General features: G+C 41.0%; 20 protein-coding genes. 1 reads left to right on the plus strand and 19 read right to left on the minus strand.

All coding sequences use genetic code 11. The annotated features are described in order from the left end of the window. Window positions 1–20 precede the first annotated feature (20 nt). The 14 genes from QUB80_RS03475 to QUB80_RS03540 form a co-directional block, all read right to left on the minus strand. On the minus strand, window positions 21–1,313 hold the full coding sequence (locus tag QUB80_RS03475) for a phospholipase D-like domain-containing protein (protein WP_289788084.1): 1,293 nt from the start codon (window positions 1,311–1,313) through the stop codon (window positions 21–23). Window positions 1,314–1,329: 16 nt separating this feature from the next. Then, window positions 1,330–1,476 carry a hypothetical protein gene (locus QUB80_RS03480; protein ID WP_289788085.1) on the minus strand — a complete coding sequence of 49 codons (147 nt, stop codon included), beginning with the start codon at window positions 1,474–1,476 and terminating at the stop codon, window positions 1,330–1,332. 52 nt (window positions 1,477–1,528) lie between these two features. Further along, window positions 1,529–1,714, minus strand: a complete 186-nt coding sequence (locus QUB80_RS03485; RefSeq protein WP_289788086.1) for a beta-Ig-H3/fasciclin — start codon at window positions 1,712–1,714, stop codon at window positions 1,529–1,531. Window positions 1,715–1,852: 138 nt separating this feature from the next. Continuing rightward, window positions 1,853–3,313: an Nramp family divalent metal transporter gene (locus tag QUB80_RS03490; protein ID WP_289788087.1), complete on the minus strand. Its 1,461-nt coding sequence runs from the start codon at window positions 3,311–3,313 to the stop codon at window positions 1,853–1,855. A gap of 156 nt (window positions 3,314–3,469) precedes the next feature. Next, window positions 3,470–5,101 carry an FAD-dependent monooxygenase gene (locus tag QUB80_RS03495; protein WP_289788088.1) on the minus strand — a complete coding sequence of 544 codons (1,632 nt, stop codon included), beginning with the start codon at window positions 5,099–5,101 and terminating at the stop codon, window positions 3,470–3,472. 78 nt (window positions 5,102–5,179) lie between these two features. Beyond that, window positions 5,180–5,737 carry a CAP domain-containing protein gene (locus tag QUB80_RS03500; RefSeq protein WP_289788089.1) on the minus strand — a complete coding sequence of 186 codons (558 nt, stop codon included), beginning with the start codon at window positions 5,735–5,737 and terminating at the stop codon, window positions 5,180–5,182. A 100-nt stretch (window positions 5,738–5,837) separates the two neighbouring features. After that, window positions 5,838–6,632 (minus strand): bacteriorhodopsin, encoded by a 795-nt coding sequence (locus tag QUB80_RS03505; protein WP_289788090.1) that lies wholly within the window; start codon window positions 6,630–6,632, stop codon window positions 5,838–5,840. Between the two features lie 163 nt (window positions 6,633–6,795). Beyond that, complete coding sequence (locus QUB80_RS03510; protein ID WP_289788091.1) at window positions 6,796–7,842, minus strand: AI-2E family transporter; 1,047 nt, start codon at window positions 7,840–7,842, stop codon at window positions 6,796–6,798. Between the two features lie 99 nt (window positions 7,843–7,941). Further along, the gene (locus tag QUB80_RS03515; RefSeq protein ID WP_289788092.1) at window positions 7,942–8,874 is read right to left on the minus strand and encodes a YihY/virulence factor BrkB family protein; all 933 of its coding nucleotides are present in this window, start codon (window positions 8,872–8,874) and stop codon (window positions 7,942–7,944) included. A 30-nt stretch (window positions 8,875–8,904) separates the two neighbouring features. Next, window positions 8,905–10,263, minus strand: a complete 1,359-nt coding sequence (locus tag QUB80_RS03520; protein ID WP_289788093.1) for a mechanosensitive ion channel family protein — start codon at window positions 10,261–10,263, stop codon at window positions 8,905–8,907. A 3-nt stretch (window positions 10,264–10,266) separates the two neighbouring features. After that, a complete protein-coding gene (locus QUB80_RS03525; protein ID WP_289788094.1) occupies window positions 10,267–11,418 on the minus strand; it encodes a baeRF7 domain-containing protein in 1,152 nt (383 codons plus the stop codon). A 494-nt stretch (window positions 11,419–11,912) separates the two neighbouring features. Then, window positions 11,913–12,722, minus strand: coding sequence for an SDR family oxidoreductase (locus QUB80_RS03530; protein WP_289788095.1), 810 nt, complete (start codon window positions 12,720–12,722; stop codon window positions 11,913–11,915). A gap of 19 nt (window positions 12,723–12,741) precedes the next feature. Continuing rightward, the gene (locus tag QUB80_RS03535) at window positions 12,742–13,347 is read right to left on the minus strand and encodes a fasciclin domain-containing protein (RefSeq protein ID WP_289788096.1); all 606 of its coding nucleotides are present in this window, start codon (window positions 13,345–13,347) and stop codon (window positions 12,742–12,744) included. 114 nt (window positions 13,348–13,461) lie between these two features. Next, a complete protein-coding gene (locus tag QUB80_RS03540; RefSeq protein ID WP_289788097.1) occupies window positions 13,462–14,079 on the minus strand; it encodes an SAM-dependent methyltransferase in 618 nt (205 codons plus the stop codon). Window positions 14,080–14,167: 88 nt separating this feature from the next. On the opposite strand from QUB80_RS03540, the gene QUB80_RS03545 reads away from it, so the two are divergent. Then, complete coding sequence (locus tag QUB80_RS03545) at window positions 14,168–14,290, plus strand: hypothetical protein (protein WP_289788098.1); 123 nt, start codon at window positions 14,168–14,170, stop codon at window positions 14,288–14,290. 179 nt (window positions 14,291–14,469) lie between these two features. On the opposite strand, the gene QUB80_RS03550 is transcribed toward QUB80_RS03545, so the two are convergent. From QUB80_RS03550 to QUB80_RS03570, 5 genes are all read right to left on the minus strand, one after another. Further along, complete coding sequence (locus tag QUB80_RS03550; RefSeq protein ID WP_289788099.1) at window positions 14,470–14,874, minus strand: NirD/YgiW/YdeI family stress tolerance protein; 405 nt, start codon at window positions 14,872–14,874, stop codon at window positions 14,470–14,472. 312 nt (window positions 14,875–15,186) lie between these two features. Further along, window positions 15,187–16,551: a magnesium transporter gene (gene mgtE / locus QUB80_RS03555; RefSeq protein ID WP_289788130.1), complete on the minus strand. Its 1,365-nt coding sequence runs from the start codon at window positions 16,549–16,551 to the stop codon at window positions 15,187–15,189. A gap of 245 nt (window positions 16,552–16,796) precedes the next feature. Further along, complete coding sequence (locus tag QUB80_RS03560; protein WP_289788100.1) at window positions 16,797–17,696, minus strand: YegS/Rv2252/BmrU family lipid kinase; 900 nt, start codon at window positions 17,694–17,696, stop codon at window positions 16,797–16,799. Window positions 17,697–17,840: 144 nt separating this feature from the next. Next, window positions 17,841–18,614 carry a Fur family transcriptional regulator gene (locus tag QUB80_RS03565; RefSeq protein ID WP_289788101.1) on the minus strand — a complete coding sequence of 258 codons (774 nt, stop codon included), beginning with the start codon at window positions 18,612–18,614 and terminating at the stop codon, window positions 17,841–17,843. Window positions 18,615–19,436: 822 nt separating this feature from the next. Further along, window positions 19,437–20,236: iron-siderophore ABC transporter substrate-binding protein (locus tag QUB80_RS03570; protein ID WP_289788102.1), on the minus strand; the 800-nt coding region annotated here is incomplete at its 5' end.

A 20,236-nucleotide genomic window follows, 5' to 3' on the forward strand; every position in this document is an offset into this window, starting at 1 on the left:
TTCACTTGATTAAACAAATTCTAAAGTTGTGATTGTAAGAACAGAACTAAACGTCCAATAATTCGCTTCCACAACGGCCGAGTACGCCAGCCTGTCATACTAATTAGTTGGCTGCGCTCAATGCCAGTATGGAAAATCTGCTTGATGTGTTCCACCATTTGCGGTTCCGCAGTAGAGATATTCAGTTCATCATTGTGGAAGAAGCTGCGGGGATCGAAGTTAGCACTGCCGGTACTCACCCATTGATCGTCAACTAACAAGCACTTACCGTGCAGCATACTTGGCTGATGCTCGTAAATTTTGATCCCTACTCGGAGTAAGTCTCCGTAAAGCTCACCAGAGGCGTAGTAAACTAATTTTTTATCGTTATGTGGCCCACAGGTAAGAATACGCACGTCAATTCCCCTTTTCTTTGCTGCGATCAGGGCTTGACGTGACTGATGGTCGGGCAAAAAATAAGGACTAGCAATCCAAACTCGCTCTTTGGCTGCAAAAATAGCCGTAGTAAATAAGGCTCTGATTGAAGAAGAAAGATTAGAAGGGGCGTCACCCGGAGTTACGAGAATCATTGCTGCCACTGGTGGATCGGGATGAAAATTTTCTGCACCCAAGTCTACTGTGCCGCGAGCCGCTGCCCAGTGCTGCATGAACATTCCTTCCAGAACCGACACCACGGCTCCTTCTAAGGAGAACTCAAAGTCAAACCAAGGAGCCGTATCGCCAAATTTTTTCTGCCCATCCCAATAATCAGAAATTCCAGCACCACCAATCAAAGCAGTTTTTCCATCAATGAGCAGTAGCTTGCGGTGAGTGCGCCCGGCATAATCAAACGGAGCTTTCCAACTAAAAGATTTAAAGAAGCGAACCTCTACACCAGCTGCCTTTAGTCGTTTCCAATACTTTTGAGGTAATTTTTTTGTACCGTAGTGATCGACAACTATTTGCACTTCAACACCAGCAGCAGCCTGCTCGGCTAAGGCAGCAGCAAAATCGTTGGCACGATGCCCCGGAGTCATAAAAAATGTCTCAAAGTGAATGCATCGCTTGGCACTCCGAATTGTCTCTAACCGTGCCGATTGAATCTCATCCGCCTCAAACCAAAAACCGTTGACGTAACCGCTTGTGCGTAAAGAATTAGATAAACTGCCTAAAGCAACAGCAAAACGGTGTTCATCTGGACTGGGAACATTTATGGCTCTGTAGTCGATATAATCGCGGAAGGCTCCTCGAAAATAGAAGACGACGATGAAGAGAAATCCGGCGAAGAGGGCGATCGCGCCTAGCCACCCCAAAGCGGTAGCAAGTAGCTCCATTGTGAAATACTGTCAGCTATTGTCTATAAATTATGATTTCTTCAACTACCACTGGTTTGTCACCCTGTTGGTAGAGTAAGGCGGCGAGGATGAGCCAAACAACCTCACCACCACGATGGGAATTCTTATTCGTTCCGACTTCAACCAATGCCTGGGCAGGCACTTCACACTTTTCGGTACGTCTGTTTGAAGCTAAATACTAGCTTCTGCAAATATTAAGGAGTAGTCGGAGTCGCTGGTGGTGTTGTACCTGCTGGTGGCACTGGTGTTGTACCTGCTGGTGGTACTGGTGTTGTACCTGCTGGTGGTGTTGTTGTTGGAGTCTCGGCAGCAGGTTCGCAGGCACCTATTAGTAGGCTTAGTCCAACTGCTGAAGCTAGAAAAACAAATTTTTTGTTCATAACTCCTCCTGAAAATGGAAGTAAAAAGTAAGGTGATGACTTTTTGAGAATGAGCGAAAAAATTGAAGATTTTGATTTATCCTGAGTGATTTATTAATTATTTGCATCCGTCAAAGGTTGTAGCACCTCGTTTTTAATTCAAAATTCCATACCAAATAAGTCGAGAAAATACAAAATTGCAAACCCTGTAAAGAACAATCCTGACAAAACCATGAATGTTAAGGAAAACCAGCCTGGTTGTAATTGTTCTGGAAGTTGTGTACGGTTCAAATAAAGAGTTAAAAAGACGATAACGGGGGTATGCACTGTAGTAACAACACCGCCCACAGAGAGAATGTCTACTGGTTCGCGGACTAGAAAGAAAACAATCAGTGGTAGAATTGCAGTTATCCAAATTGCATAACTATTTTTAAGCCATTCTTGATTTGAGAGCTTGGAAAATACCCACTGCTGAAGATGATTGCCGTTATGTCCATTTTGTAATTGAGACTGATGTAGTTGTGGCTCCATGAGAATTTGCGTGGCATCAGCAAACATTCTTCCCCACCCATCTTGGTTACTGAGGATAGTCCCTGCTAAAGCGATCATCACACCAATAATTAGCAGCCAGTAACCAAATACTCCCCAAACTTCTGAGAGCAGCCGCGTCAGATCCTCCGCTACCTGGATACCTTCTGGAATGATTCCCTCAGGAGCTAAAAGTTCTGCACCTAAAATCATAAAGGCAACAATCACCAAGCCTCCCCCAATCACCCCGATCGCTGCGGTGGTACTCATAATCTGTATCCACTTTTTTAAGCGAGAATTGAGACGCTTTTGATAATCCTCGTCTAAATACTCACGATGAAAGTGGCCATTATTTCCAGGCTCATGATCATGATTATCTTCCTCTAGTGGGCCACCATATTCCCGCGCCGCCACCCAGTAAGAAAACCACATAATTCCTGCTGCTCCCGCTAGGATAAAGCCTACCCAAGGTAGTATAAATTCCAGGTCTAAGTCTTGTGGAAAACCCGGAATTAATCCCCCTCCGAACTGCTCAACTGGTGGGAAAACTCGTGCTGCGGTAATGATTGCCACTGCAACTAGCACACCTGCCATGATCGAAGTTGCCAGTTCAACTACTTTGTAACGCCCTGAAATCACCAGGACTAATGAAAAAATAATTGTGATGGTGCCATAGAGTGCTTGATTACCCGGAAAGGCTATCATTAAGGCACTTCCGGTAAGGGCGGCAATTCCAGCAACTGTGACTACGGCAGCAACTAGTTGTGGTAGAAAAATTAACCAAATTGCCCAATTATTTGGCCCTGGTAGCTCGCGGTAGCCTTCTAGAATAGTCTTACCCGTAACAACGGTATACCAGCCGACTTCTCGAATCATCACCCACATAAAGAAGATGACAATCAGCGCCATCCACAGCAAGCCATACTCGTAACGCGAACCGATTCTTGGGGTAAACAGTACTGAACCAGAGCCTACGGAAGAAATCATCCAAATCAAACCAGGGCCATACCATTTTAGGCGGTTCCATCCTTTGGGAGGTTTGGGGGAGTGCGATCGCACTTGTACTTGTTGGCGTTCCCTAAGTTGTGTCATGGTTGCAGTTTCAAGGAATCGTTTTACTAGCTTAAAAAAGGCAGGAGGCACAGAGAAGTTGGAGCGGCTTCCTCCGAAAGCGTTGCTCCTCCGAAGGAGGCTCCAAACTTCGGAGAGGCAGGAGGTAGAAGGAAAGAAATGACTGTTAATGATTGACTAATAACTCTTAACTGTTGATTGAAACAGATAGACTTTTTGCAGATATGCCATGAGCTTATTGACATCAGCACCTTGGCAACGATAACCGATATAGCCGTCTGGGCGAATCAAGTAAAGGCTTGCACTAGAAGCACCATAACTTCGGTGACACTCGCCTTGAGGATCAAGGAGTATTGAACCTTGCCATTGTAAATCTTTTGGTATTTCCGTGCCAATAAGCACTATATGTACAGTTATGACATAAGGAAATTTACTTTCAATTTCCTGAGCCATTTGAGCCACACTAGTATAGCTGGGAAGCTTACCACCAAACAACAGCAGATGGTGCTGCGTATCAGCTAATACATGATATAAACGCTGCTGTCCCTTATCCGTTTGCACCAATACATCAGGAGCGCGATCGCCTGCTTTTGGGCTTCTGCTCAACCAAGAAAGTGGATAGCCATCTTGAACTATGGGACTATTGCGATAGTTCACATTTAACTCAGACAAAGTATTGGTAATGCGTTGTTGAACTGGAGCAAAACTGGTAGCAAAACTAGCTAGATGCCTACGTAAAAACTTGATCGTAGGATTGCTTTGAACTATCGCTCGTGTAGCCCATTCCGTGCTGAGTAATAAAAACTTAGAGACTGGCTCACGTTCAGCTTGATATGAATCGAGTAAATGAATTGGTGCTTGATTTTTGATAACTAGGGCTAGCTTCCAAGCTAAGTTGTAGGCATCTTGCAAACCAGTATTCATACCTTGCCCACCAACTGGGCTATGAGAAGCTAAGGCATCACCTGCAACAAATACACGTCCTGCACGGCACTTGTCAACTATCCTTTGCCGAATACTAAATTTGCTTGTCCAGGTAGGATCGCCTAAAGTAGCTTGCAAACCACAGCGATCGCTTGTGAGTTGCTGAAAAATTTGTAACTCAGGATTTTCAGGTAATTCAATATCTGGAGGGACATTAGCAATGATTCGCCAATTGTTTTCTCCTGGTAGGGGAAAAGCTGCTAAAACACCACTTGAACTGAAAAAAACTTGGATATTGTCGGGCGAAAGCTGCCAATCACTCTTTAAATCTGCAAGGACAAACGTAGCTTGGATATCTATACCTTGATAGCCCAAACCAGCTGGCTTGCGAACGCTGCTGTGTGCGCCATCACAACCTATTAACCAAGCTGCTCGACAGCTTTCTTCTTGTCCATCCGGATGGCAGAGTGTCGCTGTGACACCTTCCCTATCCTGTTCCAAGGTAGTAAAACTGACAGGACGTTCAATATGTACATCAAGGCTCTCTACCAACTGTGCCAGGATACGTTCAGTCTCCGACTGCGGCAGGCTGAGAACAAAGGGGAAAAAAGAATCTATTTTGTCTATACTGATATGGGCAAAACGTTTGCCATCATCATGAATATTAGCTCCGTAAATCTTACAACCACAATCAATTGCTTCTTCAACAATACCTAGCTTGTCAAATATTTCCAGAGTCCGGGCAAAAACTGCAAGTGCTTTACTAGTTGTGGAAGGTTGTGGTTGCTTGTCAATCAGACGTGGTTTGATGCCATGCCGAGCCAATTGCGCAGCTAAAAGCAAGCCTGTTGGCCCCGCTCCTACGATTAATACATCAAGCGACATAAAGTACCTCCCTGATGTTAATTCCCAGTAAATTAACTTAGACGCATGGCAACAACTAACTTTGAGATCTTGCCCCTACTAACGCCGTAAAAATAACTGCGTAATATAGTAGGTGTTTCCATCTCGCCAAACTCCCACACCTGTTTCCGTAAAGTATGGACGCATAATATTTGCTCGATGTCCTGGACTTTTCAACCAACCATCAACCGATATTTCCACCGGTTGGGAAATATTTCTACCTTTAAACAGATTCTCTCCTACCACCCAGTAAGAAATACCTCCAGCACGTACTCGCGTTTCCACAGTGCTGCCATCAGCTCCTGTATGACTAAAAAAGTTTTTTTCTGCCATTTGTCGGCTGTAGTTCCGGGCAACATCTGCTAACCTTTCGTTATTTTGGAGAGGCTTAAGTCCGTTCTGTTCACGTACTTGGTTAATGCTTTGGCGCACTCCTGCCTCGATTTCTGCGGTTTTAGCGGTTTGAACGGGAATTGAGGGCTTTGCAGGCTGCTGTGTTGGAATTTCCACTCTTGGCAAGGGTGGTAAATATTCCAGTGCTTGTTCGCATCCTGTCGTCAAAAGTGTGATCGCTATCCCAGCTACCCTAGCAATCCAATACTTTCGGAAAGTAGTCATCAGTCATTAATCATGGTGCAATATACTATTTGTCATTGCTCAAAAGTGATAAGTTCCCTTTATAGATGAGCTATTGACTAACTTGTTTAATATCTCTCAATTAATATCGGACTCTGTGCTGAGAATGTTTTCGTTGCGGTTTCCCTAAATCAGCGATCGCCCCCAAAAAGTATAAAGTATTATCTGCAAAGCGATCGCCAGTTGTCCGATGTGTAGAATCTTGAAGATTACGCAAGCCGTGTAAATCTAGAAAACTAAATCCTACCTTAGAGAAAAAGGGAAGTACGCAAAACAAAAAAGTATCTATAGTCTGATTTACCCAACCAAAACCACTAGGCCCTATAATCCAGACAATTGGATAACCAATCCAAAATACTGTAAAGTAAGTGACAAGCTTGTTGTATAAGTTTGATAATTCCAGACCTTGGGTTTTAGTCTTAGCACGCAATGGCACCCAAATACCCCAAAGAACAATGAGAAAGGCGAAAACTCCACAGATATACCACAGATACCTCACCCAATTTCGTTCCGATAAATCCGCAATCAGCCCACTCGTAATCACAACTACCTGAGTACTCATCAAAAAGCCGATGAGTGTCCAATCTTTGCGAATATATTGCATTGCTGTCCAGGAGAGAGCCAGCAACAGTAACGGTGTAGTGACAATCCAATCAACGTAGCGAGCATAATGTGCAACTTGCCCCGCAGCTTCAACTTTACCTTGACCTAAGGCCATTGCCATATAAGCAAGTCCTGACCAAATCGGGATCAATATAGCAACAAGATACTCATACTGGGGAACACCGCGCGGATTACGACTTAATGACCAAAAATGTAATGCTCCAATTGCCATTAGAGCAACATAAATCCAATGAAAGATATCCTGCAATTCCATAAGGCTATCTCGGTAGGATAAGTAAGTTACAAAAAGAAGACAGCTTACAATCTGAGCATGACAAGCAAATGTGACTGGAAAGTGATTACTTAATTCACAATCACAATTTAGGAATATATATCTCTCTTTAGGAATATTTATGCCTCTACTCAAGCTTGGCTAGCTAATGCTGTCCTTGGATTTCTTCTACATCAAACAGGCTAATCAACACTCCCGCAATCGGAATTGATAGAAACACTCCTACTAACCCTGCAACTCTTGCTCCAACTAATAATGCAAAAAACATAAACACTGGATTCATATTGATTGAACCTTGCATAATTCGTGGCATGAGTAAATTTTCTTCTACCTGCTGGAGCAAAATACAACCTACTAATACTTGCAGGCTTAACCAAATTCCTTGAGGTAAGATAATTAGACAAACAAGAGTAATTCCAATTGTGGCTCCGATTCCAGGAATTAAATCAAATACACCTGCAATTGCAGCCAAAATTAAAGCATAAGGTAATTGCAAAATTATAAATATAATAAATGTTGAAACTCCAAAGAATATAGATAATAGTAATCGTCCCCAAAAGAAACCTAAAAAATTGCGTTGAATTGCTACAGTTATTTTTTCACGGCTATGAACTGGAAAAATTTTTAGAATTAATTTCCAGATTCTCTTACCATCTAGTAACATGAAAAAAGCTACAACAGCTATTATAATTAAGTCGACAAAATTAGTTAATAAAACTTGAACGGTGGTAAAACCAGTTCCAATCATAGCTAAAGCTTGATTGCGTATTTCTTCTTCAAATGCATTAAAATCTACTTGAAAATTCCACTTGCTTAAAAGATTTTGTAATTGTTCTAACTGGGAAATTACAACCTCTATAAATTGTGGGGCTTGATCCACCAACTGTTGCGCTTGAGATAAGATAGAAAAACCTAGCGTAGCTATCAAACCTGCCAAAATTAATAAGCTCAATAAAAAAACAATAATAACTGCGATCGCGTGAGGTAAAAAACGCTCAATCCACTTGACCGGATAATTTAGTAAAAACGCTATAATCGCGGCAAATATAAAAATAACCAGCACTTGTTCAAAATAAGCCAAAACCTGGACAATTGCCCAACCAAGAGCAAACAGTAACACATAGCGAACTAGCTTGGCATTGCTCAATTGCTCCCAGAATTTGTTTATGTTTGGCTCATTTGTTTCATTCATAAATAGTTTAAATTAATTTACAAATAAAGTTAATCTAAAATCGTCATTAGTAGTGGTTAGTTTATTTATATATTTCGTCAGTAAGCTGAGAAAATTCTTCTACCTGTGGTGACGGTTTCTTTGGGAAGATTTCTGCGATCGCTGTTGCTCGTGCGAAATATGTACAGCATAATCAGACGGTACGATAGGAGAGCCACGCTGTTTAGCATAAACCTTGGTAAATTCTGCTCCTAAAAAGAGAATGTGAGCAGCATAAAATATCCAAGTAATTATGATTACAAAGGAACCTGCTACTCCATAGGCAGAGCCAAAATTAGTTTGACTGAGAAATAATCTGAAGAAAAATTGTCCGGCTAGAAACAGAAGTGCGGTAATGGCTGCACCAACAACAGTATCACGCCAGGCAATTTCAACATCGGGGAGAATGGTATACATTAGGACAAATATCAGTGTTGTTGTTCCAAAAGAAACCAAAAAGCTAATAATTTGCCACAAATAACCAAAACCGGGAACTAATTCATTCAAAAAATTAACTAATGCTATTAATATTGTATTACCGATAAAAGAAAGTAGTAACAATAATGCAATGACCAATACCATCGCAAAAGATAATAGGCGTTTACGTATAAAATGTAGGAGATGCCTTTTTGGATCTGCCTTTACCTCCCAAATTCTATCCAATGCATCTTGAATTTGTGTAAAAACTCCAGTAGCGCCAAATATCAAAAAGCCAAGATTGAATAAAAGCCGAAATGTTCCTCCTGTAGCATCGGCTCTAAAATTAGCTATTGCTGTTGCAATTAATTCTGCACCTTCCTCACCCACCAGCCCAGATAGTTGACTAATAAGCTGTTCTTTTGCTGCACTTTCTCCATAAATTGTTCCCACAATCATAATGATTATGACCATTAATGGAGCGAGGGAGAATACCGTGAAATAAGCTAAAGAAGAAGCTAAAAGTGATACTTCATTAAACTGCCATTCAGAAGCTATTTCTTTTAACAGTCGCCAAACTTTTCTCAAAATCGACATATTTTAGAATTAAAAATTCACAATATAAATTTATTTAGAGAATTCTGAATTAACTTGATGGTGATTATTCCTTGGTAGTTGATTGCGAAATTTTATTGTATAAATTTCAGTTGGCATTTCAATTTTTGCCTGCTGTAATGCCTCTTTAATTGCTTGAGCAATCAAAGAAGTAGTTTCTAAAAAAGGTAATCTACGGGAGTTCACCCAACATCGCACTTCTATATTGACTGTACTTGCAGCCAACTCTCGGATTAAAACTTCTGGTTTTGGTTCTGCTTCAACTCCTCTAACTTGTAAAACAGCATCGTTAATAATTTGTTTGGCGGTTGTAATATCTGCACTATAACCAATACCGACCATAATTGAATTACGACGAATGGTAGAAGATGTATTATTGGTAATAATGGCGCTAAAAACTTCTTGATTAGGAATATAGACAACACGCCCATCGTAGGTTTTTATTGTTGTAGCTCGCAGTTGAATTTGAGTAACAGTACCTTCAATTTCTTTAATGACAATCTGATCTCCTAATCGAAATGGACGAGAGGCAAGCAGAATAATGCCAGAAAAGTAGTTACTTAAAATATCACGTAAACTAAAGCCAATTGCAACACTCGTTAAACCTAGTGTTCCCAGCAAGGTGGTAAAGTCGAGTCCCAAGACTCCCAAAGCAACAATTGTACCTATTACCCATATAATGCCGTATACCAAGCGACTTACCAAGATTTTTGAGTTGTGATCTACTTCCCACTGTCGCGAGCCAAATAGGGTAAGACGGCGTACACTAATAGCAATTATCCAAGTTGCAATCACAGCTAACAGTGCACCCAAAAAAGATGGTAGGTTGTCTATGCTATCTCGCTGGAACTGACGCACAGTAACAAATAGACGTTGTCCGACATCAATTGCTAAGGGTGGTTGCTTAAATGCCTGGTTTAATTGAGAAGCCCACTGCTGGGCAAGCGCTTCGACTGGCAAGTTAAAATCTTGAGCATCCTGTTGGGTAACAGTCATTAAAACCCGATTGCTCACTTGTAAAGTAGCGATACCCCGCGATGGATCTGGCACAACAATAACATCTCTACCAATTTGAGGTTGTGCCAAAATACCTGCGATGCGACGGTTAATAATTTGTGCTCGTTGTATAGCACTAACATCTCCAACACTACCAACTTGAAATATAGGCTGTCCTCTAACGACTATATCAGCAAAGAACAATCCATCTGGTGAGAGTGTCTCAGTTTCAGGGAGTTGGGGTGTAACGGGTATAGGTGGTACTTCCTGTGTTAATCCCCTCCCAAGGGGTAGTAGTAATATGTTTGTGAATACTACTACTACCATCAACGCAGTAAATCTGCGTTGTTTACGAGTTAATCGAGTAACCACCATACTTTAATAACGCAATATGGCAGCTATTGGTTTATCTCCCGGTACTTGCTCTGGACTAACAGCAAAGACTGTACCACCATTAAGAAGTGTATGCAGCGCGGCAAAATCCATCAAGTCTTCGTCACCTGTTTCTTGTTCAGGGTGTACTTGTACCCGATTTGTGCTGGGATTAAAGTGTCCCCACTTTTGTTGTCCAACTGGTACAAATAAAGACTCTACTCTTTGGTAGTAAGCAGCAGTAACGACTTCTTGAATACTACTAGCAGTTTTTCCTGTTCCTAGTAAAGCTTGGTAGCTAGCAATTGCTTCCTGCTGTGCTTCTTCAAAGTAAGGCTGTACAATCTGCCATGCCTGTGAATGTAATTCCTCTGCTTTGAGTTCGTCTGGGTTGCCAGCGATGCCTTCATCGATGAGATTGGGATAGGAGTTGGCTTGCTTGTAGATAGGTAGAAGATAGTCAACGCCTGCTAAAACCAGAGGCGATCGCTGATTTTTTAGCAACTCTTGCAAGCCGTCATCTATCTTGCGAAAGTAGCGTAGCAGGTTGTCTTTCCTGTCGTCGTTGCCAGCACCATGCCCGTGAAATATAGCAGCGCGATCGCCACCACCACCTTGGGATGTACCTGTGTGGAACTGGAGACTTTTTTCGGGATCGTCGTACTTTAGTGCCTCAGCAATACTGGTAGGTACGTTTTCTAACTCTACTTCACTTACACTATAGCGGGTGCTTTGAAATAATCTCACCTGATTTTGACTCAGCGCTAGGATATAGAACAATCCATCACCTGTAAGCAAGGATATTAAAGGTTTAAGATGAAAGCGGTCAGTAACAACGACTAATTCTTGAAAATCAACAGGTACACAGTAGTAACTAAAAAAGTTGTTAGAAATGAACATTGCTAGTCCATCGCTTTGGTGCTGCCAAAACTCGTATTCATCTAACTCTTGGGCTGGCTGCAACAAGTCTCTGACATCTTGAGGACGAAGCCCACTCTCTACTAACTTCTCCTCAGCTTCCCGGATTAAATTTTTAAAACGAATTGGGTTTTGTAGTGTCTCTGTCGACATTTTATAAGTCGGCATATAGATAGAAACACAAGTGTGATTTGATTGTGCAGTTAAAATTGCTAATTCATCAATGGAAAATAAGTTCATAATTCTCCTGGAAATAGGAACTAGGGGCTTTTTGTTGACTCCATTTTTGGAATAATCGAAGTATCGCGCTCTGGTGTTATTCCGCTCAGAACTAAAGTACCCTGTGGGAAGCCGCCTCTGGCGTCTACTGGGCTAATAGCATAAGTCCACTTCTAGGACTGAAATTTTTGTTGAGTCTACTTCGGTATAATTTAGCTGTGAGCCAGAGAATCAATTCTCTGGCGCCATAGCAACGAAGCGAGAGATTTACAAAGATGTAGATAAGGCAAGGGCTAGGAAACAGAGGATTTCACAAATTCTTTGTGTGATTAAATTACTGAGCGAAAAATCTAAGTATGAGCTTGCCACTAGCAGCGAATGCCTACGGTAAGCTATGCGATCGCTCGCAAATAAAGATATTGAAATTTAAGTTGAAATTCTAGTTCAGCAAACACTCTGCTATGGCGCTTTTACTGGCAGTAATATTATGTCAAATATGTCAAAAAAATTACTCCTTAAGCTGACCAAGCTTCTCGGAAGTCTGCATACAGCGTTAGCCCACCGTCAATAAACAGGGTTTGTCCGGTGATGTATGCCGCTTCATCTGATGCTAAAAATGCTACTGCTGCTGCCATTTCTTCGGAAGTACCAGCACGTCCCATCGGAATGTGACTTTCTACAACAGCCTTCTTTTCGGGATCGTCAGTCCAAGCTTCATTAATGGGTGTAATTGTCGCACCTGGTGCGATGGCGTTAACACGAATACCTCGGTTGGCGTATTCCAGTGCTAGAGTTTTAGTCAGATTTTCCATTCCTCCTTTACTGATGGAATAGGTGACATACATTGGTCTGGGTATAATCTCATGAACACTGGAAACATTGATAATTACCCCAGAACGATTCTGAGCAAGTAGGTGCTTAATAGTTTCACGGGCGCAGAGGTAAGAACCTCGGAGGTTTACTGCCAGTACTTGATCGAACTCGCTAGTTGGAATTTCATGGGAGGGACTTTCAATTTGAATCCCGGCATTGTTAACCAAAATATCTAAACTGCCGAACTTTTCGATTACAGTGTTTACCATGCTGATGATGTCTTCTTCATTGGAAACATCACCTTGAACTAGTAGAGACTTAACACCACAATTTTCGATATCGCCACACGCCTTTTGCATTGCCATGTCTTCGGTTTCTTCGGCTCCCGCAGGGCTTTTGCGGTAATTGATGGCGATGTTGCAACCCTCTTGGGCAAGACGAATGGCGATCGCTTGTCCAATTCCTGAACTTGCTCCAGTAATTAGAGCATTCTTGCCTTTCAATCCTTTCATTGCACTTTTCCTTTTTGGTTTATAACTTCAAATCTGGAGGTAAAAGTACTTGATCAATTATATGAATAACACCGTTACTGGCTGGAATATCTGGCTGAATGACACGAGCATTATTAACTTGAACCTGGTTTGTTGCTTGCTCAACCTGAATGGTTAGTGGGTTAACACCAAGAGTTTTTATATCTCCAGACTGAAGTTGGTTAGCTCTTAGATTTCCAGGAACGACATGATAAGTCAATATTTGTCTGAGAACCTCACGGTTTTGTGGTTGGAGTAGTTTTTGCCGAGTTGCTTCTGGAAGAGCTGCGAATGCTTGATCTGATGGTGCAAATATCGTGAAGGGGCCAGTATCATCTAGCTTATCTTCTAAATCTGCTTCATCAATCAGTTTCTCAAGTGTGTTTAATGAGGGATGATCGTCGATCACATCTGGAATATCTTTATTCGCAGTTGTACCAGGGGTAGCAGGAGGTGTTGTTGGAGTCGGCGGTTGTGTGACATCAGTAGCAGGTGGAGTTGGTGTTGGAGAGACTTGGGCAGTTTCGTTAGGTGTACAGGCTGCAAAGACTGGTAGTAGTATAATACCTGTCGCCAAGCTAGCAAACTTTCTAATCTTCATAGTCATTACTTTGATACTAAATATTGAAATCACTATTTTTGATTTAATCGATTCACTTTGAGTAGTTTATTTCATATTTGTTGAGTCATTCATCTGTCTGATGGAAAATTAAATTTCTGCCTATGAGGTTAAATTTGTAGGAATTTGCTCCGGAACAACCCATAAATAAAGAGTTCTACCACGTATCCTTACTACCTGTTGTGGTTTCCAGTTGCCCATATCAAAGCTATGAGAAACAATACGAGTGCCTGGTTTTAGTTCTTTTAATAGTTTTGGTCGCAATCTTAAATTGACATTTGGTAATAAATAGAGTGTTACTACAGTGGCATCACCTAAATCAGTTTGAAACAAGTCTTGTTGTTTAAACTCGACGCGATCGCTCACTCCTATTTTTTGAGCATTAGTACGGCTTTCCTGGACAAGACGAGGATTAATCTCCACGCCCACAGCACGACGAGCGTTATATTTCTGGACAGCAGTAATAGGAATTCGCCCATCACCACTACCCAAGTCATAAATCACATCATTACTGTTAACTTGTGCTAGTTCCAGCATAGCTTCTACTACTCGTTGGGGTGTTGGCACATAAGGTACATTTGCTCGCTTTGTTTGAGTTCTCATCACAGAAGCAGGCACTTTTGCCTCTACTTCAAAATTGCGTTCCAAGGAGCATCCAACAGAACCAAATACAGTGCTAACAACCGTAATCAGTAATAGTAGAATTTTTCTGGAAATCATAGTTTTGATATTTTTTCAAAAAACATCAAGAAATAATATTTGTACTTTGGATGTACGCTTTGACCAAGAAAGGCAGGAGGCAGTCCCGATGAAACAAGTTTCACAAGCCTTGCATGAAAGTGTTTTTCTCCCCCAGCTTCCCCAGCCTCAAGAGATCCCCCTGCTCTTTCAAGTCAGAAGGAGTGTCAACAAAACTTCTGTTCACGACTGAAAGGAATAAGGGGTATCAAGTTTCCTATGAGCAAGGCTCACAGGCTGCCCCGAATGGAAGGGTCTGAATCCCCTTCTGAATGGAACCTTCTGCTCTCTACCTCATGACTTCTTCAATTGAATTTTTAACTGCTTACCCCTTCCCTAAAACGTATAATTTTTAGCTCAACAGAGCTATTATTACTTCTTAGGCTTGGCTCGATTTGGCCCACCTGCCCAAGGCGGTGGCCCTTGAGGTGAACGAATTTCGATTACAGAACCATCTGCTTTAGTAATCCTAAAAGCATCGAATTCACCAGCTCTACCTACTTCACCTGTGACTGTGACTTGCTCACCTTGTTTCAGGTTAATTTCACGCCACCAACGAGGCCCGGCATCAACAATGACTTGTCCACTGCCATCATCCAGGATGAAATCATTACCAACTATGCTCTGAACTTTTCCAGATATGGTGATACCTTGAGGACTCCCTAAGTCACCAATTCTAGTAGTCTGTGTTTGCGTCTGTGCCTGTGCCAATTTGGGAATTGATGGCACAATGATTGTTGCAACCATCATCAAAGGCAAAAAAATTTTTTGGTTCATGCTTATAACCTCTTAACTAGTAAGCTCAATCAACGATTGAATTGCTAGAAGTTGTAACTAACGCCGAGCAGTAACACAACATTAGTGTTATTGAATTAAGTTTCCAGGGACACAATAATTGCTTTTGGAATTTGATTGCAAATATATTTGCAATCATGTTTGTATACTTACACCTAATTATGATTAAGCGCAAATGTGATTAAAAAGTGATAAGAAGTTTGTACAAATCAGGTTAATTAGTTAAAGTCGTCATTAGTCTTTAGTAAGAGTCGCTTTTATCCCGCCTACTCACGTTGCAATAATCGTGATACTTCACAATCTTAAAATCCATCTGGCGACATTCAGATAAATTAAGACTCCCAAGACATCAACGGCAGTGGTAATAAAAGGAGCTGACATCAATGCTGGATCTAATTTCAAAGAATGAAACAAAAAAGGTAAGGCAGCACCTGATAGTGAAGCAATGAGTGAAATAGCGAATAAACTTATACCCACAGCAATTGCTACTGCTAAGTTTCCCTGAAGAAAGAAAGCCCATATCGTAACTACTACACCTAGCATTGCCCCTAACAAAATACCAGCGATCACCTCTTTGCGAATCACGGTCAAAGTCTCTCGTATACGTATTTCCTGCGTATTCAAACCCCGAATCACTACTGTGGAAGATTGCGCTCCCACATTACCACCGGTATCAATCAACAATGGGATAAACGCAGCCAAGGTAACTACCTGCTCTAAAACATCTTCTTGATCGCGGATGACTGCGGAGGTAAGGGTATTAGTCAATAAAAGAATCAGCAGCCATGATACCCGTCTACGGGCAACTGTGAATAAATTAGTTTGAAAATAGTTGTCAGTGCCAGATTCAAGCCCTCCCAAGGCATATATATCTTCAGTGGTTTCTTGTTCTAAAATATCAAGAACATCATCAACAGTAACAATGCCTACTAGCCTTTTCTCAGTATCCACAACAGGCACTGCCACGAAGTCATAACGTTGAATAGTACGGGCCACTTCCTCTTGGTCAGTGTCGGTATGAACATATACCACATCCCTAGTCATGATATTGGCGATGAATTCCTCTGGTTGCGCCTTGATCAAATCTCGCAATGAAAGTGTTCCGCTCAGACGACGAGCATCATCAGTGACGTAGAGGTAATAAATCATTTCACTCACGTCTGCCAGGCTGCGAATTCGTTCTAAAGCCTGAGTAACGGTCATATTTTCTTTCAGTGACAAGTATTCTGGCGTCATGATCCGCCCCGCAGTATTGGGTTTGTAACCCAAAAGCAGGGCAGTTGCATCGCGTTCGGCAGGAGTTAGTTGTTGTAAGAGTTGCCGGACTACTTTTGCTGGTAGTTCGTCAAATAGCCGCGCTCGATCATCGGGTGACATCCGATCAACAATATCCAACACATCTTGACGCTTGAATTCTTCCAGAAGTGCTTGCTGTACATTGGAATCAAGATATTCATACACCTCGATCGCCTCTTCTTTAGAAAGCAAACGAAAAGCGATCGCCTGCATCGCCTCAGGTAAGTTGCCAATCACTTCAGCAATATCTACTGGTTGAACAGGAACCAGCAAAGCCTTTGCTCCTTCATAGTTCTCTTGAGTAAGCAATGTTTCCAATTGTGCTTGCACTAGCTCCTGTAACTCACGTCGGGAGCCAGTCATTTGGTATGAAGGGGGAGTTTGTTCAGTCACAGCAGCTCCTTTTCATCCTATTTAGGTATCAAGTTTTAACCTCTATTAGCACCAATAGAAAAAAATTTTGATTAAAAAGTGATAGCACAGATAAATTAACAAGCAAATGTGACTGAATAATGAGAAGGAACTGGAGACTAGGGGCTAGGACGAGAGAGGGGAGATGGGGAAGAAGGGGAAGATGGGGGAGAAACCGCTTCACACTCCCCAACCCTCTATTGACTAGGCACTATGACATTTAAACCTCTTGAGATGCAAGTTACTTCAACTGGAGTAGTTTCAATTAAATTACCGTCTAAAACTACCTTTTGTGGAGGTTCAGTTCTAACCTTTACAGATTTTGCTCGCAAGTATTTAATATCATTACGGTTAGTAGCCTTACCAATAAAGCCTGTGACGAGAAGATGGTAAGCAGCAAATAAGGCATTGGTTCGATTGGCAGGAGCAACAATTGTGACATCTAGTAATCCATCATCCAGAATTACATCTGCCGCTCCATGAGCCAGGAAAGAAGTAACAGGAGCAGCATTAGCGATAGTAACAGCTACAGATGACAAACTAATAGTTTGATTTTCTGTCTCAATTTGAGTTTCAAACGCCTTTAAATTCCAAAATTCTTTAATTCCACCTTGAATATATGCCAAAACTCCAAAAAGCTTTTTTAAGCGGTGCTTTGCTTGCTCAATACTTCCAGCCTCATAGCCAATACCTGCAAGTAATACCATTGGTTTGCCATTGCACAGTGCTATATCTACGCTTCTATTTACGCCCATTAAAATAGTTTGGCAGGCGAGTGCGATATCATTGGAAATACCCAAGGCTCTAGCAAAAGAATTGGCAGTTCCTGTGGGAATTATGCCCAAGGGAATTTCGGTATTAATTAACGCTTCGGCAACCACTGAAATGGTGCCATCACCTCCAGCGACAAGAATCATGGATGCACCCTCCGCAATAACTGTACGGACTAACTGAGCTGCTCCAACTTCTTGATTATGAATAGGGCAAATATCTAGGTTAATAGTAGGCTCTAATATTTTTCTAATTGTCACTAATTGTTCAACTGGATCGCCTTGACCCGAAGATGGATTAAAAATCAAAGAGGCTTTTGGAGTCATAGGTCAAATATTTATCTTCAAATCTTGCATCAGTTTCAACAGTCTGGAGATAGAGTTTGCAAATCCTTGTTACCAGCTTGAACTGTCGCTATCAATAGAGCCTACAATCAACTTTTAAGTATTCTAGCAACCAGAATCAACTTTTTACCCTTTGATAAGGGCAACAATAGCTTTTATTTCTGGATCAATTTCATATCCTTGAAACAGGTTTAGCACCTCTGGCGCTTTTTCTAAAGGGAAATACCAGTATTTATCTTCTCTAGATAAGCGCCATCCTGTAATTGACTTTGCTTGGTGTTGATAATTTTCTATCTCATCTTTTGGCGTAAAAACTATAATACGTTCTCCTCTCAACTCGATTCGCCGTAACAGTTTTTTGTTGATACTGGTTTTTGGCTTCAGATTTTGATGATTGAAACTATTGGCTTCCCTTGTCGCAATAGATTTGGGACATCTCCAATCATTAGATATAGATGAAGGCCATCCCATCTCTCTTGCTTCAACACAGATGGTATGAAGAGTAAGTTGACAGTCAAGCATTTGCATTCCATGTTTGTTTGCTTCCCTCAATCCTGCTTGGATAATAGAGGAGTTGACAAACTTTATTGTCTGATGGCATTGAACACAAACAAGATGGTGGTGATTACAAAGGGTAGTGTTGAGTTCATAATATTTACGTGTTCGTGCTAAATTGACTTCCCGCACAATTCCCAATTGCATCATGAATTTGAGATTGCGATACACCGTACTCAAATTCATTCGTTCTCCACGCTCTGTTAGTAACTGATGCAGTTCCTCTGCACTTAAAGGATGACTAGTTGGTAAATCTTGAAAAACTTGACAAATTAGTAGACGTTGAGGAGTAAACCGATAACCTTGAGTATTTAATTTTAATTTCAATGCATCTAAAGTATACATAAGTACAGCTACTCTCAAGAAAATCTTTCAGCGCTGGTATAACTTGTGTAATATAAGATAAACTTATTTTCAGCTAACTATAGTTAAATACAAGTATTAATGAAACACTGACTATATATGCCACAAACTTGCATAGATACCATTCAGTGCCAGTAAGTCCTCGTGTTATATTTTAACAAGAAGTTAGATGTAGATAATTTTAATCGCTTTCACGTTATCGGTCTATCCAAAAAAGGCAAATTTTTATCCCAAAAGTGCAAATTATTGGCTAAAGCTAACTAATAAATTAGATTGGATATTCGTTGGGAAATAGCTTTATTCTAGCAGGCTCTTATTCTCCTGATATAGTAAATTTGATGGTAAACCATCAGTGAAAATATGTATTTCTCGCCACGAGCAATTTCACTAATATCAGCACTATAGCAAGGAGCAGGGAATTTTTTATATGAATTTTTAACTAAAACAGTATTAGCTTGTAAGGAAGAAAGGTGTGCGAAAGTAGCAGACAGCTAAAGTTGGGGAACTTTTTTGAACGTTTTTATATAATAATTCCTTCGCAAGGATTTCAATTATTGATGTATAGTTGTACAAATTCCAGTAAGGCTGTGGCGCTTTCCTCAAGTGAGAGAGCCACGAAAAGATAAATGTGTTTTCCTGAACTAGAGATGGATACAGCACAAGGGTGACTATCGTCATTAAAGTGAAATTTTATTAACTACTATAGAAGAAGACTAGCTCTACAACTTAGTAGCTTCCCAACCTAATAAAGATTGCGATGTTCCAAAGGAGCAGGCTTTGCCAACGACATCGTACTGATAAATGTCATTGATAACTGTTAACAAGGTATTTTTCCAGGTCATCAAGAATAGCATTAATCGCAAAAATATCTGAACTATGCCAATGTCCGCCGACAAAATAAACTTTATTTTTTTGAAAAACTTCGAGTTGTGACCACAAAGGACTTTGTTTAAGCTTATCTAACGTCTTCTTATCATCTTCCCTTTCCCAAGACACAAAAAAGAGAACGTCCCCATCAATATCAAATATTTTTTCCTTAGATATATTTTCGATATAGAATATATCCCTTCTCTGTGATTTGGGACGTTGCAGACCAATATCTTGCAAAACTGAGCCAGAGAAATGCTTTTCTCCATAAGACCAAATGCCATATTCTGAAGATGTATTGGCAATAGATACCTCCATAGTTGTGAGGCGGTTCCCCAAAGCTGCTTTGAGTTTTTCAACCCGTTGCCAATACTCATCCATTAATTGTTTACTAACCTCTTGTTTCCCCAAAACAGTAGCAAGTTCTCCTAATTGCTCCTTCCAGGTTGGGGGAGGAAAAGGTATGTTTAATACAACTGTAGGCGCGATGTATGATAGCTGTTTGTAGATACCTTTCAACCCAGAGCTAGACACAATTAAGTCCGGTTTAAGTTGTAATATTTTTTCGATATTAGGGGAATTAAATCCTCCTACAGACTCTACTTGGTCTACTTTACCTTGAAGATATTTTGGAAGAGGAAAACCCGGAACATATGCTGCGGCAATAGGTCGAATACCTAGTGCCAAACTATTGGCTAAAGTATCTGATCTAAGAGTCACGACTCGTTGAGGGTTGC

The sequence above is a fragment of the Chlorogloeopsis sp. ULAP01 genome, assembly GCF_030381805.1.
Classification (GTDB): Bacteria; Cyanobacteriota; Cyanobacteriia; order Cyanobacteriales; family Nostocaceae; genus Chlorogloeopsis.

Excerpts from the sequence above, each read along its gene's own strand:
- QUB80_RS03475 (WP_289788084.1), bottom strand. The coding sequence starts at position 1,313 with ATGGAGCTACTTGCTACCGCTTTGGGGTGGCTAGGCGCGATCGCCCTC.
- QUB80_RS03485 (WP_289788086.1), bottom strand. The coding sequence starts at position 1,714 with ATGAACAAAAAATTTGTTTTTCTAGCTTCAGCAGTTGGACTAAGCCTA.
- QUB80_RS03490 (WP_289788087.1), bottom strand. The coding sequence starts at position 3,313 with ATGACACAACTTAGGGAACGCCAACAAGTACAAGTGCGATCGCACTCC.
- QUB80_RS03495 (WP_289788088.1), bottom strand. The coding sequence starts at position 5,101 with ATGTCGCTTGATGTATTAATCGTAGGAGCGGGGCCAACAGGCTTGCTT.
- QUB80_RS03500 (WP_289788089.1), bottom strand. The coding sequence starts at position 5,737 with ATGACTACTTTCCGAAAGTATTGGATTGCTAGGGTAGCTGGGATAGCG.
- QUB80_RS03505 (WP_289788090.1), bottom strand. The coding sequence starts at position 6,632 with ATGGAATTGCAGGATATCTTTCATTGGATTTATGTTGCTCTAATGGCA.
- QUB80_RS03510 (WP_289788091.1), bottom strand. The coding sequence starts at position 7,842 with ATGAATGAAACAAATGAGCCAAACATAAACAAATTCTGGGAGCAATTG.
- QUB80_RS03515 (WP_289788092.1), bottom strand. The coding sequence starts at position 8,874 with ATGTCGATTTTGAGAAAAGTTTGGCGACTGTTAAAAGAAATAGCTTCT.
- QUB80_RS03520 (WP_289788093.1), bottom strand. The coding sequence starts at position 10,263 with ATGGTGGTTACTCGATTAACTCGTAAACAACGCAGATTTACTGCGTTG.
- QUB80_RS03525 (WP_289788094.1), bottom strand. The coding sequence starts at position 11,418 with ATGAACTTATTTTCCATTGATGAATTAGCAATTTTAACTGCACAATCA.
- QUB80_RS03530 (WP_289788095.1), bottom strand. The coding sequence starts at position 12,722 with ATGAAAGGATTGAAAGGCAAGAATGCTCTAATTACTGGAGCAAGTTCA.
- QUB80_RS03535 (WP_289788096.1), bottom strand. The coding sequence starts at position 13,347 with ATGACTATGAAGATTAGAAAGTTTGCTAGCTTGGCGACAGGTATTATA.
- QUB80_RS03540 (WP_289788097.1), bottom strand. The coding sequence starts at position 14,079 with ATGATTTCCAGAAAAATTCTACTATTACTGATTACGGTTGTTAGCACT.
- QUB80_RS03545 (WP_289788098.1), top strand. The coding sequence starts at position 14,168 with ATGAAACAAGTTTCACAAGCCTTGCATGAAAGTGTTTTTCTCCCCCAG.
- QUB80_RS03550 (WP_289788099.1), bottom strand. The coding sequence starts at position 14,874 with ATGAACCAAAAAATTTTTTTGCCTTTGATGATGGTTGCAACAATCATT.
- mgtE (WP_289788130.1), bottom strand. The coding sequence starts at position 16,551 with ATGACTGGCTCCCGACGTGAGTTACAGGAGCTAGTGCAAGCACAATTG.
- QUB80_RS03560 (WP_289788100.1), bottom strand. The coding sequence starts at position 17,696 with ATGACTCCAAAAGCCTCTTTGATTTTTAATCCATCTTCGGGTCAAGGC.
- QUB80_RS03565 (WP_289788101.1), bottom strand. The coding sequence starts at position 18,614 with ATGTATACTTTAGATGCATTGAAATTAAAATTAAATACTCAAGGTTAT.